This is a genomic window from Ferrimonas futtsuensis DSM 18154 (genome assembly GCF_000422645.1).
Classification (GTDB): Bacteria; Pseudomonadota; Gammaproteobacteria; order Enterobacterales; family Shewanellaceae; genus Ferrimonas; species Ferrimonas futtsuensis.
This window is the reverse complement of record NZ_KE383896.1, coordinates 188,554-202,270: the sequence shown is the minus strand read 5'-3', so window position 1 is coordinate 202,270 and position 13,717 is coordinate 188,554. Positions and strand designations below refer to the sequence as shown.

Annotated in this window: 8 protein-coding genes; 5 read left to right on the top strand and 3 right to left on the bottom strand. The window is 60.3% G+C overall.

The annotated features are described in order from the left end of the window. Position 1: 1 nt before the first annotated feature. The 4 genes from purL (at position 2) to cydX (ending at position 7,882) form a co-directional block, all read left to right on the top strand. A complete protein-coding gene (gene purL, locus G505_RS0118585; protein WP_028110898.1) occupies positions 2-3,892 on the top strand; it encodes a phosphoribosylformylglycinamidine synthase in 3,891 nt (1,296 codons plus the stop codon). Positions 3,893-4,977: 1,085 nt separating this feature from the next. After that, positions 4,978-6,618 (top strand): cytochrome ubiquinol oxidase subunit I, encoded by a 1,641-nt coding sequence (locus G505_RS22000; protein WP_051216449.1) that lies wholly within the window; start codon positions 4,978-4,980, stop codon positions 6,616-6,618. Continuing rightward, positions 6,611-7,750 carry a cytochrome d ubiquinol oxidase subunit II gene (gene cydB, locus G505_RS0118575; protein ID WP_028110897.1) on the top strand — a complete coding sequence of 380 codons (1,140 nt, stop codon included), beginning with the start codon at positions 6,611-6,613 and terminating at the stop codon, positions 7,748-7,750. The genes G505_RS22000 and cydB overlap by 8 nt, the downstream gene beginning before the upstream one ends. Positions 7,751-7,762: 12 nt before the next feature. Beyond that, the gene (gene cydX / locus G505_RS22910) at positions 7,763-7,882 is read left to right on the top strand and encodes a cytochrome bd-I oxidase subunit CydX (RefSeq protein WP_028110896.1); all 120 of its coding nucleotides are present in this window, start codon (positions 7,763-7,765) and stop codon (positions 7,880-7,882) included. 303 nt (positions 7,883-8,185) lie between these two features. Here the strand turns inward: cydX and G505_RS0118565 are convergent, their stop codons facing one another. Beyond that, entirely contained in the window at positions 8,186-10,195 is a 2,010-nt protein-coding gene (locus G505_RS0118565) for a methyl-accepting chemotaxis protein (RefSeq protein ID WP_028110895.1), read from the bottom strand. A 203-nt stretch (positions 10,196-10,398) separates the two neighbouring features. Between G505_RS0118565 and G505_RS0118560 the strand changes: the two genes are divergently transcribed. Further along, entirely contained in the window at positions 10,399-10,641 is a 243-nt protein-coding gene (locus tag G505_RS0118560) for a lipoprotein (protein WP_028110894.1), read from the top strand. A 24-nt stretch (positions 10,642-10,665) separates the two neighbouring features. Here G505_RS0118560 and G505_RS0118555 read toward each other — a convergent pair whose 3' ends face one another. Together G505_RS0118555 and G505_RS0118550 are read right to left on the bottom strand one after the other, a co-directional pair. Then, the gene (locus tag G505_RS0118555) at positions 10,666-11,988 is read right to left on the bottom strand and encodes a sigma-54-dependent transcriptional regulator (RefSeq protein WP_028110893.1); all 1,323 of its coding nucleotides are present in this window, start codon (positions 11,986-11,988) and stop codon (positions 10,666-10,668) included. Beyond that, entirely contained in the window at positions 11,985-13,631 is a 1,647-nt protein-coding gene (locus G505_RS0118550) for a sensor histidine kinase (RefSeq protein WP_028110892.1), read from the bottom strand. The genes G505_RS0118555 and G505_RS0118550 overlap by 4 nt, the downstream gene beginning before the upstream one ends. Positions 13,632-13,717: the final 86 nt, after the last annotated feature.

Here is a 13,717-nt window from a genome sequence, read left to right as displayed (position 1 = left end):
GATTAAGATCCTCCGCGGCGCGCCGGCGCTGTCCGCGTTTCGGGTCCACAAGCTGCTATCGGCTTGCCAGAACGCGAAACTTCCCGTGTCCGATCTCTATGCGGAATACTGCCACTTTGCCCACCTCGCCTCGCCGCTCAATTCTGAGCAAACTCAACACCTTGAACAGATATTAACCTATGGACCTCGGCTGGAACAGCACGAGCCCCAAGGCAAACTGTTCCTGGTGATCCCCAGACCCGGCACCATCTCCCCCTGGTCCTCCAAAGCCACCGACATCGCCCACAACTGTGGCCTGGATGCGGTAAAGCGTCTGGAGCGGGGTGTTGCCTGGTACCTGACCCTCGAGGGGGAGCTCGATGGCGAGCAGCAGAAACAACTGCTCAACCTTATTCATGACCGCATGGTGGAAGCGGTGCTGGACAGCTTTGAGGCTGCCGACGCCCTGTTTGTCAGCGCCGAGCCAGCGCAGCTGACGTCCGTGGACGTTCTCGGCGGGGGCAGAGACGCCCTGGCTCAGGCCAACGTCAGCATGGGCCTGGCCCTGGCGGAGGATGAGATCGATTACCTGGTGGAGAACTTCACCCGCCTGGGGCGTAACCCCAACGACATCGAGCTCTATATGTTTGCCCAGGCAAACTCCGAGCACTGTCGCCATAAGATTTTCAATGCGGACTGGACCATCGACGGTGAGGTTCAGCCCAAGTCTCTGTTCAAGATGATCAAGAACACCTTCGAGCAGAACCCGGAAAACGTCCTGTCCGCCTATAAGGACAACGCCGCAGTGATGGTGGGATCGGAAGCGGGCCGCTTCTTCCCCGATGACACCGGCAGCTACCGCTACCATCAGGAGCCGGTACATATTCTGATGAAGGTGGAGACTCACAACCACCCCACCGCCATCAGTCCCTATCCGGGAGCCGCAACCGGCTCTGGTGGGGAGATCCGTGACGAAGGTGCCACAGGTCGGGGTTCCAAGCCCAAGGCGGGCCTGACCGGTTTTACCGTCTCCAACCTGAACATCCCCGGCTTCGAGCAGCCCTGGGAGCGGCCCTATGGCAAGCCCGATCGCATCGTGACTCCCCTGGAGATTATGATGGAGGGGCCGCTCGGTGGTGCCGCCTTCAACAACGAGTTTGGCCGTCCCGCCCTGCTGGGGTACTTCCGTACCTATGAGCAGGAGGTGACCAGCTTCAACGGCACCGAGGTTCGCGGTTACCACAAGCCGATCATGCTCGCCGGCGGTCTGGGTAACATCCGCGAGGATCACGTGCAGAAGGGGGAGATCCCGGTAGGCGCCAAGTTGATCGTCCTCGGTGGACCGGCGATGAACATCGGCCTGGGGGGCGGCGCCGCCTCCTCCATGGCCTCCGGCCAGTCCTCCGAAGATCTGGACTTTGCCTCGGTGCAGCGCGAGAACCCGGAGATTGAGCGTCGCTGCCAAGAGGTGATTGATCGCTGCTGGCAGCTGGGTGACGACAACCCCATCGCCTTTATCCACGACGTGGGCGCCGGTGGTCTTTCCAACGCCATGCCGGAGCTGGTGGACGACGGTGGCCGAGGCGGCCGCTTCCGCCTGCGGGAGGTGCCCAACGACGAGCCCGGCATGTCCCCCCTGGAGATCTGGTGTAACGAATCTCAGGAGCGTTACGTGATGGCGGTGGCCGCCGAGGATCTGGACAGATTTGACGCCATTTGCCGCCGTGAGCGCGCGCCCTACGCGGTGATCGGTGAAGCCACCGAAGAGCTGCAGCTGGTGCTGGAAGACAGCCATTTCGACAACACCCCCATCGACATGCCCATGGAGGTGCTGCTGGGCAAGGCGCCCAAGATGCATCGTGAGGTCAGTTCTGCCCAGTGCGCTGCCCCGGATCTCAATACCAGCGCCATGGATCTCAAGGATGCGGTGCGCCGGGTGCTGCGTCTGCCTGCCGTAGCGGAGAAGACCTTCCTGATCACCATCGGCGATCGCTCGGTGACCGGCCTGGTGGCCCGGGATCAGATGGTGGGTCCCTGGCAGGTGCCTGTCGCCAACTGTGCGGTCACCGCCGCCACCCTGGACAGCTACCATGGCGAGGCGATGTCCATGGGCGAGCGGACGCCCCTGGCGCTGATCAACTACGGGGCCTCGGCTCGTATGGCGGTGGGTGAGTCCCTGACCAACATCGCCAGTGCCCACATCGGCTCCCTGGCGCACATCAAGCTCTCCGCCAACTGGATGGCTGCTGCCGGTCACCCGGGTGAGGACGCCGGCCTCTACGAGGCGGTGAAGGCGGTGGGTGAGGAGCTGTGTCCCGCCCTGGGTCTGACCATCCCGGTGGGCAAGGACTCCATGTCCATGAAGACCGCCTGGGAAGACCAGGGAGAGCGCAAGAGCGTGACCTCGCCGCTGTCGCTGGTGATCACCGCCTTTGGCCGGGTCGAGGATGTGCGCGACACCCTGACTCCTCAGCTGCGCCTGGACAAGGGCGACAGCAAACTGCTGTACATCGACCTGGGCGATGGCCAACAACGCCTGGGCGGTTCTGCCCTGGCTCAGGTCTATAACCAGCTGGGTAACCAGGCGCCGGATGTGGACCAGCCCGAGTTGCTCAAGGGCTTTTTCAACGCCATCCAGGCGTTGATTGCCGACAGGGCACTGATCGCCTACCACGATAAGGGCGATGGCGGCCTGTTCGTCACCCTGGCGGAGATGGCCTTTGCCGGTAAAGCGGGTCTGGAGGTGGACCTGAGCCCCCTGGCCGCTGATGATCTGGCGGCACTGTTCAACGAAGAGCTGGGGGCCGTGGTTCAGGTGGCAGACGATCGCCTGGCTCAGGTGCAGTCGGTGCTGGCGGATCATGGCCTGGCCGGGTGCAGCCATGTGATTGGCTCGGTCAACGACGGCGAGCGCCTGATTGTTCGTCGCGGTGAACACTCCCTGCTGGATGAGAGCCGCACCGAGCTGCGCGGCGTCTGGGCAGAAACCACCTTCCGCATGCAGTCGATGCGTGACAACCCCCAGTGTGCTGAAGAGGAGCATCAGGCCAAGCTCAATGCCGAGGACCCTGGCCTGTCCGTCGCTCTCAGCTTCGATCCTGCCGAGGATGTGGCTGCGCCCGCTATCCTCAAGGGCAATGCCCCCAAGATGGCGATTCTGCGCGAGCAGGGGGTCAACTCCCACGTAGAGATGGCGGCTGCCTTCGACCGCGCCGGGTTTGACGCTGTGGATGTGCACATGAGTGACATCCTCGAGGGGCGCCTGACCCTGGAGCAGTTCCAGGGGCTGGTGGCCTGTGGCGGCTTCTCCTACGGGGACGTGCTGGGGGCCGGTGAAGGCTGGGCCAAGTCCATCCTGTTTAACGCCCGTGCCCGGGAGCAGTTTCAGCGCTTCTTCGAACGCAGCGACAGCTTGGCCCTTGGGGTGTGTAACGGCTGCCAGATGCTCTCCAACCTCAAGAGCATCATTCCAGGCTCCGATCACTGGCCTCACTTCGTGCGTAACCGCTCCGAGCGTTTCGAGGCCCGTTTCTCCCTGGTGGAGGTTCAGGAGAGTCCCAGTCTGTTCTTCAATGGCATGGCCGGCTCGCGCATGCCCATTGCCGTCTCCCACGGTGAAGGACGGGCGGAGTTCGCCAACCAGCAGGCGTTTCATGCGGCCGATGCTTCAGGCACTGTGGCGCTGCGCTACCTGAATCATCAGGGGCAGATCGCCACCGCCTATCCGGCCAACCCCAACGGCTCTCCGGCGGGGATCACCGGCCTGACCACTACCGATGGGCGGGTGACCATCATGATGCCTCACCCTGAGCGGGTTTTCCGCACCGTGGCCAACTCCTGGCACCCCGATGAGTGGGGTGAGGACAGCCCCTGGATGCGGATGTTCCGCAATGCCAGGGTTGCCCTGGACTAAGCTGAACTGAGGTTATCAAGCCCGGCTTTATGCCGGGCTTTTTTATACTTTCTTCTCAGGCTGAATCGCCTTACCTGGCTTTGTTGTCTGGGATCAAGGAGGGGGCGTAAGCAGAGGGTCACTCTGGAGCAGCCGGGGCAGGTAAAAAAAGGGCCGCCCTGGGAGGGCGGCCAAGCTATGCAATCAAGCTAATGCAAAGAAGGGTGACGCTTGGGCCGCCGCAAAAGCGGCGACCAGGGTGTTCACATTACCCGAAGCTGATAAAGCTCAACGAAGCTACGTTGGTAGAGCTTGGCCATGCGCTTCAGAAACAGACTCATGAGTACCTCCGAAAAACTGAGATTTGGGACAATTCCATATTTAAAACGTCATATTTCCGATATTTGGAATGCCGTTTTCGTGGATATAGTAGGCTGAAAGTTGGATATTCGACAAACGAGAAAAACTCTTTTATCGCATTAGTTTATCTAATTTATTATTCAGGTTTCATTCAGGCGGCTTAATGAGGGTTGATGGCTCGCAGTTGTTGAATACAAAGGCTTTTAACAACTGAATTTTTTTCATTGCGTTGATTGTTGCCATACAAATATTGTCAATTTGTCGAACCGTGTTTGCCAATAAATCGAGGATGGTTAAAGCTGAATATAAGTCATTCCCAAACTCTTAACATTTAACTGTTCTGCAAGGCTTTTTTATTAAGTCTTGATATTTGTGAGTCACCTCTCAAAAGTGATCAGGAGATTCTGGCAGGGATTGAGGGTGCCGCAGGGGGAATGATATAAAATTAGCGGAAATAGCAGCGCAATCTCTCTTTGTTCTCCGGTGCGGGGGAACAAACAGAGGTTCGCTAATCGAAAGTGTTGAGTTAACGAAATGTTGTGAGTGTCCGGCGGAGCCGGACCGGCCGACGAACCAGCAGAGGCGAATGAGAGTAAGCGTCTGTTGCGGGAGGCCCACAATGTCCCGGGGCAGCCGTGTCCCCCGGGTAAGCCGAACTCAGCACTTTATTTGTTGTATTGCTCCCAATAATTTTTCCTGAATCACGTTGCCAGCAATGGCGGCACGGCAGGCGTAAGGAGACACCAATGATTGTCGATGAAGTAGTGGATCTATCGCGATTGCAGTTTGCACTGACCGCGATGTATCACTTCCTGTTTGTACCCCTCACCCTGGGCATGGCGTTCCTGCTTGCGATCATGGAGTCACTGTATGTGATGACCGATAAGCAGGTTTACAAGGACATGACCAAGTTCTGGGGTAAACTCTTTGCCATTAACTTCGCCCTGGGTGTTACCACTGGTATCACCATGGAGTTCCAGTTCGGAACCAACTGGGCCTACTACTCCCATTACGTCGGGGACATCTTCGGGGCGCCATTGGCCATCGAAGCCCTGATGGCTTTCTTCCTTGAATCGACTCTGATTGGCCTGTTCTTCTTCGGCTGGGATCGTCTCTCCAAGCGTCAGCACCTGGCGGTGACCTGGCTGGTGGCCTTGGGCTCCAACATGTCCGCCCTGTGGATTCTGGTGGCCAACGGCTGGATGCAGCACCCTGTGGGTGCCGAGTTCAACTACGTCACCATGCGCATGGAGATGGCCAGCTTCGCAGACGTGCTGTTCAACCCCGTTGCTCAGGTTAAGTTTGTGCACACCGTGGCCTCCGGTTACGTGACCGGCTCCGTTTTTGTTCTGGCCATCAGCGCCTACTATCTGCTGAAGGGCCGAGACATCGCCTTTGCCAAGCGCTCTTTCTATGTGGCGTCCGCCTTCGGTATGGCCTCCATCCTGTCCGTCATCGTTCTCGGTGATGAGTCCGGCTACGAAATGGGTGACGTTCAAAAGGTGAAACTGGCGGCCGTGGAAGCGGAATGGGATACCCATCCGGCTCCCGCCTCCTTCACCGCCTTTGGTATTCCAGACAGTGAAAACATGGAGACCAACTTCGCGGTCAAGATCCCCTATGTGATGGGCATCATTGCCACCCGTTCTCTGGACGAGCAGGTGATGGGCATCAAGGACATCAAGGTGGAGCATGAAGCCCGCATCCGTAACGGCATGGTGGCCTACACCCTGCTGCAGAAGGTTCGTGATGGCTCTGCCACCGAAGCCGAGGTTGCCGAGTTCCAGGAGCGCAAGGTGGACCTGGGCTATGGCTTCCTGCTGAAGCGTTACCTGGACGATGTCGACCAGGCCAGTGAGGCACAAATCAAAGCGGCGGTTGAGGACTCCATTCCCAATGTTGGCCCGCTGTTCTGGACCTTCCGTGTGATGGTGGGCCTGGGCATGGTGATGCTGCTGGTTATTGGCCTCTCCTTCCTTCAGAGTGCCAAGCAACAGGTGATGGATAAGCCCTGGCTGTTGAAGGCGGCGATCTTCATCCTGCCTTTCCCCTGGATCGCCATTCAGTGTGGCTGGTTCGTGGCCGAGTATGGCCGTCAGCCCTGGACCATCGCGGAGATTCTGCCTACCGCCATGTCCACCTCCAGCCTGAGTACCGGTGATCTGATCTTTTCCATTGTCGCCATCTGTGGTTTCTACACCGTGGCCCTGGTGGTGGAGATGTTCCTGATGTTCCGCTTCGCCCGACTGGGCCCCAGCAGCATGAAGACTGGCCGCTACCACTTCGAGTCTGCCGAAAACGCTGCCGAAGACGCTCGTCTGCTGGCGAAACTGTCCAAGGCCCGCAAGGCCCGCGAAGAAGCCAAGGAGGCTGCTAGCCATGCTTGATTACGAAACTCTACGCGCTATCTGGTGGCTGTTGGTCGTCGTGCTGATGATCGGCTTCGCGGTCACCGATGGTTTTGACATGGGTGTGGGTGCCCTGTTGCCCTTCGTGGGCAAAAACGACAACGAACGTCGGGTGATGATCAATTCCATCGCCCCTCACTGGGACGGCAACCAGGTATGGCTGCTGACCGCCGGCGGAGCCCTGTTCGCCGCCTGGCCCCTGGTGTATGCGGCAGCCTTCTCCGGCTTCTACATCGCCATGGTGCTGGTGCTGTTCGCCCTGTTCTTCCGTCCTATCGGGTTTGACTACCGCTCTAAGATTGAAGATCCCCGCTGGCGCAACACCTGGGACTGGTGCCTGTTCATCGGTGGTGTGGTTCCGCCGCTGATCATCGGCGTCGCCTTCGGTAACCTGCTGCAGGGGGTACCCTTCGAATACGATGAGTACCTGCGTGTGTTCTACCGTGGCAGCTTCTTCGGCCTGCTCAACCCCTTCGCCCTGGTGGTTGGCCTGCTGTGTGTGACCGCCTTCATCCTGCAGGGGTGCACCTGGCTGGGCATGAAGACCGATGCCGAGTTGTACCAGCGTGTACGCAAGATCACTCAGTGGGTAGGTGTGCTGTGCGCGGCCCTGTTCGTGGTGGCCGGTGCCTGGCTGTACACAGGTATCGATGGTTTCGTGGTGACCTCCGCCCTGGATCACAATGGTCCGTCCAATCCGACGCTGAAGACCGTTGAGATTGCGTCTGGCGCCTGGTTCAACAACTACAACGCCATGCCTGTGCTCTACATCCTGCCCCTGCTGGCGGTGCTGATGCCCCTGGCAACCGCAGTGATGACCATGGCAAACCGCAACGGCCTGGCCTTCGTGACCAGTTCACTGAACCAGGTGGCGATCATTGCCACCGCGGCAGTGTCCCTGTTCCCGTTCGTGATGCCGTCCTCTCTGAACCCAAGCCACTCACTGACCATGTGGGATGCCACCAGTTCTGAGATGACCCTGACCATCATGTTCGCCGTGGCCTGCATCTTCGTGCCGCTGATTCTGGGTTACACCACCTGGAGCTACATCAAGATGTTTGGTCGCCTCAACAGCGAATTTATCGAGAACAACAAGCACTCTCTGTACTAAGGAGCCGACAATATGTGGTATTTCACCTGGATTCTCGGAGTGCTGCTGGCCTGTGCATTCGGCATCATCAATGCCCTGTGGTACGAGCACTCTGAAGAGATGGCCGCCAAGGCCGAACGCGAGCAGAAGTAAGCTTGCTCCAAGCTTCCTCCGGGAAGCCCCGAAAGAAGAGGCGCATCAGCGCCTCTTTTTTTGGTTTATTGGCGGGCCTTAGGGCCGCTCAGGTGCCCGGGCTAAACTGGCTACCGGTGGCCGAGTATGGTGTCTCTGGCGGGGAGGACCATGGGGAAGCGGCGTCGTCCTCCGGAGCGGTACGGGAGATCGCTAGGGGCAGGGGGGCAGACGGTGCGTCTGGGGGCAGGAGCTTCGGCCATGAGCCCGCCGGCAAAAGAAAAGGGCGCCCATGGCGCCCTTTATGGGTTTGGGGAAGTCCGCTTAGGACTTGAAGTGGGCCAGATGGCCGCGGATGTCCCCCGCCAGGGCGGTCAGCTGCTCGGCGGCGTCCACGGTCTGTCCTGCGGTTTGCTCAGACTCCCGGGCCAGTTCGGTGATGCCGCTGATGTTGCGGGCGATCTCCGAGGCCACGGACCCCTGCTGTTCGGTCGCAGTGGCGATGGAGGTGGCGTTCTGAGACAGGTCGGTTACGCTGTGGGAGATGTCGGTCAGGGCTTCGCCAGCCTGAACACTCAGCTCAGAAGATGCCACACCGAGCTTCTTACTCTCCTGCATCTGATTCACCGCTTCCTGGGTACGTTGCTGCAGTTGCTCAATGGTGCCGGTGATCTCGCTGATGGAGTTCTGGGTGCGCTGAGCCAGGGTGCGAACCTCATCGGCCACAACGGCGAAGCCTCGGCCCTGTTCGCCCGCCCGGGCCGCTTCGATGGCCGCGTTGAGGGCCAGCAGGTTGGTCTGCTCGGCAATTTCATTGATCACCTGGATCACCCGGGTGATGGCGTGGCTGCCCTCTTCCACCCGGTGGATCGCCTGGTTGCCGTTTTCCAGGGCGTCCCCCAGGGCACGCATCTGCTCAATCACATCGTCCACCTGCCGATCACCGTCCTTGGCGGCGGTGTCGACCGCTTCCGCCTGTTCGGCGGACCCTGTGGCGTGCTGGGCCACCTCTTGCACCGAGGTGGTGAGCTCCTCGACGGCGGCGGCGATCTGATCGGTTTGCTGCATCATCTGGGCCGCGCCGCTGCCGTTGACCTGAGCGACGGTCTGCATCTCGCTGGCCGCCTGTTCAAGCTGGGAGGTGGACCCCTGCAGGGTGGCGATCAGTTCCTTGAGGCTGTGGGTCATCTCGGCGACGCTGTCGGTGATGCGGTGCACCTCGTTCTGGCTGTTGCCGCCCGAGGTGGTGAGTTGGGCGGTCAGGTCACCGTGACCGATCGCTTCCACCTGGGTGCACAGGGCGGTGAGGGGCTTGAGCCGCTGGTTCAGCATCACCCAGAGCAGCACGGTGATCACCAGAATTCCCAGGATGGAGAGGCCGATGTTGGTGCGGGCCAGGGGTTTGAGGGCGTGGCTCAGCTCCTCTTCAGGCACCTGCATGACCACCATCCAGCCGGCGCTGGGAACGGGTTGGGTCATGGAGACCCAAAGCTTGCCATCCTGCATGAACTCAAAGTGGTGCTTGACCCGATCGGACAGGGCGTCCTGGTAGATGGGCTGGCCATTGTCATCCTTGAAGTTGGATGCCTTATCGCCTGTCAGCCGCGGGTGATAGAGGAAGACGCCATCCTCGTAGCGAACCAGGGAGACATAACCGGTTTCACCGAGCTGGATGTTGGCCAGGGCTTTGCCCATCTCCTGCATCATCTCGCTGACATCCTGACCGATGTAGAGAATGCCGATCACCCGGTTCTGCTTATCCTTGATGGGGCGGTAACTGGTGATGTAGCGCTTGCCGAACAGGTTGGCGTAGCCCTCGTAGGTCTGGCCTGCCTGGAGGATGGCGTAGGCGGGGTGACTCTGACCCAGTTGGGTACCGGTGGCCCGGTCGCCGTTCTTCTTGCGCAGGGAGGAGGAGATACGGGTAAAGTCATCGCCATCCTTAACAAACACCGTCGCCGTTCCGCCGGTCATGTTGGCGAACCTGTCTACCTGAGCGATGGCGCTGTTGAGCAGGCGGCGGCCGTTTTTCAACCCGGGGGCATTGGCCCCGGCGATGTTGACGCGCTTGTCCATCAGGGTGAAGTCAGTGGAGAACATCTTGTCGAACAGGTCGGCGTTGGTGCGTACCTGCTTGATAAGGAGCTGATACTGAAGATCCAGGGTGTCCGCCAGGGTATCGGCCATCACCGATTCGGACTCCTGGAGGGTTTCGGTGAGGCTGTCGGCGGCTACACGGTAACCGAAGAAACCGGTGATGGTGTAGGTCAGGATGCTAAGAAGCAGCGCGGATACACCTATCTGGCGGCCTAGGGTCCAGTTGCGGAAGTCCATGCGTTCCCCTGTAAAGAGTTTTTATTAGGTTTGTTTTAGCTCTATCGGCTAGTCGGCAAGGTTATACAAAACTTCCGTCAAAATAGTTGAACTCCATCACGATCAGTGGGGCTTAAAAGGTGATTCGTTAGTCATGCCGCGATTTGAAATCACGCCTTAACTTCTGGTTTACTTTCTGTAACAACTGGTTCGGGGAGAGAGCGATGAAACGATTGCTGTGGGTGACGCTGCTGTTGCTGGCAGGGTGCAGCAAGGTGAATCAGCAAAATTACGACAAACTGGAGCTGGGGATGTCCCGTGCCGAGGTGGAGGCGGTGCTGGGAAGGGCGGACCGCTGCAGCGGCTCCCTGGGCACCGAAACCTGCATCTGGGGCGGCGACCACACTCAGATTAAGGTGGGGTTCGCCGCCGACCAGGCGATGCTGTTTTCTCATAAGGGGCTGTGAGCCAAAACTGTTGGTCAGCTGCCTCTACAACCCGTGCTTCTCTGAACGGTAGAGGAACGCTTTGTACCCGAGTCCCAGCAGCCTGGCCGCTTCGGTACGATTGCCACTGGTTCGCTCCAGGGCCGCCTGCAGATACTCTTTCTCCACCTGTTCCCAGTTCAGGCCCGCGTCAGGCAGGGTGATCTTGCCCTGACAGCGGATGGGCTGAAGATCCAGCTCCTGCAGTAGCACAAACCGCTCCATGCAGTTGGACAGCTCGCGGACATTGCCAGGCCAGCCGTGACTGCGCAGTGCGTTCATTTCGGCGACCCCCAGTTTGGGGGCGGCCAGCTGGTATTTCTGACTGAAGTGACGCAGGAAATGCTCCGCCAGGGCCGGGATATCCTCGCTGCGTTGTTTCAGGGGCGGGGTAGCCACAGGGATCACATTGAGGCGGTAGTACAGATCCTGGCGAAAGTTGCCTGCTTCCACCTCCTGCAGCAGATCCCGGTTGGTGGCGGCCACCACCCGGATATCCAGATCGATCTCCTTATGGCTGCCGATGCGGGTCACCTTACCCTCCTGCAGGACCCGCAGCAGCCGGGTCTGAAGATTCAGGGGCAGCTCGCCAATCTCATCCAGAAACAGGGTACCTCCCTGAGCGGCCTCCAGCTTGCCGGGCCGGGCGCCGTGTGCGCCGGTGAAGGCGCCCTTCTCATGGCCGAACAGCTCGGATTCCGCCAGTGAATCGGGGATGGCGCCGCAGTTGAGGGCTATGAAGGGGCCGTCGCGGCCGGAGAGGCGGTGGATGCGCTGGGCCACCAGCTCTTTGCCGGTGCCACTCTCCCCCTGAATCAGAACCGTGGTGTTGATGGCACTGATACGTTCTACCCGGTCAAACAGGGTACGCATGGCGGGGCTGGAGCCCACCATGTCGATCAGGGCGCCCTGCTGCTGAACGCGGTCTGTCAGGCGCCGGTTGTCCTCCTTCAACTGGTGGGCGCGGGCGGCCTTGTCGATGGCCAGCAGCATGGTCTGCTTCTGGAAGGGTTTGGGCAGGTAGTCATCGGCGCCCATCTTCATCGCGTCCACCGCATGGTCAATGGAGCCGTAGGCGGTGGCGACGATGATCCCCAGGGTCGGGCTCTGGGCCCGGGCGCGGCGAATCACCTCACTGGCGTCTCCTTGCGCCAGCTTCCAGTCGCTGAAGAGGATCTGCCAGGGACGTTTATCCAGCCGTTTGAGGGCCGCATCGGCGTCGGCCACCGCGTCCACCCGATGGCCCGCCTCGGTCATCATCTTCGCCAGCAGTTCTCGTTGGGTGGGATCATCCTCCAGCAGCAGGATCTGAAATCCGTTTTGATTCATGCTTCTCTCTCCTTGGGCAGCACCAGGCCGGCCCGGACGCCCTTGGGCTGTTCTTCAATAATCAGATCGCCGCCGTACCAGAGGCGGGCGATGCGCCTGGCGATGTAAAGCCCCATGCCTGCGCCTTCAGGTTTGGTGGTCTGGTGGGGTTCAAACAGGCGATCGCGGATGGCGTCGCTCAGGCCGCTGCCCTGATCCTCGACCCAGAGGGTAAACTGCTCTGACCCTCTCTCCAGGTACAGACGCACTCTCTGCCCAGGTTCACTGGCCTGCCGGGCATTGTTCATCAGGGTGTGGAGTATGGCACGCAGCTCCACCTCCGCCCCCAGGACGGCCAGGTCATCGGGGAGTTCGCTGACAAACTCAACCCCCTCTGCGGTCTGGCTGAGTTCCATCTGAATCCCCTCAACCAGCTCAGGTATGGCCACAGGCACCTCCCGGTCGAGTCCCTGGCTGGCCAGGGTCAGCAGGCTGCTGAGGCTGTCATCCATATGACTCAGCTTGGTGCGGATTTGACTCTGCAACTGGTGCTGCTCTGGCTCCATCCCCTCCAGCAGCAGGCCGATGGTGTGGATGGGGTTGCGCAGGGCGTGGGCGATGCCCCGGGTGATCTCCCCCAGCTCCGCCAGGTGACGTTGCTGCTGGAACTGGCGTTGCTGCTCCTGACTCTCCTTGAGATCGGAGCTCATTCGGTTGAAGGTGTCGATGGCGCGGCGGGTCTCCCGGGTGCCACTGTGGCTCAGTTGCAGGCCCAGTTCACCGGCGGACAGCCGCCGGCAGCCCTCATCCAGGGTTTCCAGGGGACGGGCCAATTTGCGGGCGATCAGGTAGACCCCCACCAGGCTCAGCAGGGCTCCCGCCAGCAGCACCAGCGCCACCCGCTCGGCAAACTGGGTGATCATGGTCTGCTGGGGGCCATTGGAGAGAGGGACCGCCAGGCTGGAGCCCAGCCCCTCAATCACCAGTTGATCCTCTTCCGTGGGGATGAACACCCGAATCTCCCTGGCCTGACGCTGCAGCTGCTCCCGGGCCTGCTCCACTGCCTCGTGGATACGCTCCATCTCCTCTTCGCCGATGAGGTCGCCGTGCACCTCCATCAGTTCCAGGGTGGTTTCCGCTTCAAGGGCACTGCTGAGCTCCTTCTGCAGGGCCTGATGCTCCAGGTTGAGCTGAATCACCGCTTGCCACTGGTCCTCCTTGTCCTCGATACGCTGCTCCAGCTCCTCCAGCTTCTCCTCGTAGGCCTGAATCCGCCTCTGCTGGGCCTCTTTCTGTATCTGCAGGGAGCGTTGCTTGGCCTGCTGCTGCTGTTGCAACCGGACCAGCCGTCGCTGCTCCCGTTCCAGCTCTCTCTGCGCCTCTTCGGCGTGGCGTTCCGCCATGGCGAGCATCCGTTCGCGCTCCTGTTCGGACAGGGCGGTCTCCTCTTTCGGGGGCAGGACCCGAACCACGGATTTGGGCGGGACCGGAGGCAGCAGGGTTTCGATGGTGACCGACGCCACCTCCTGGGCCACGGCTTCGGAGTCTTCGGCCAGTTGTCGACGGAAATCGGTGGTGAGCTGCTGCACCAGCAGCCACTGGAGCAGGGTAAACAGCAGAATCAGCGAGCCAAAGGCGATCATCAGGTAACGTTTCAGGGACATCGGTTCCTCCTTGGAGTGATCACCTTACATAAAGCGTGCCAGATGAGCTGAAGTTACCACGGTGGGCAGTGGTGAGCCACAGTTGC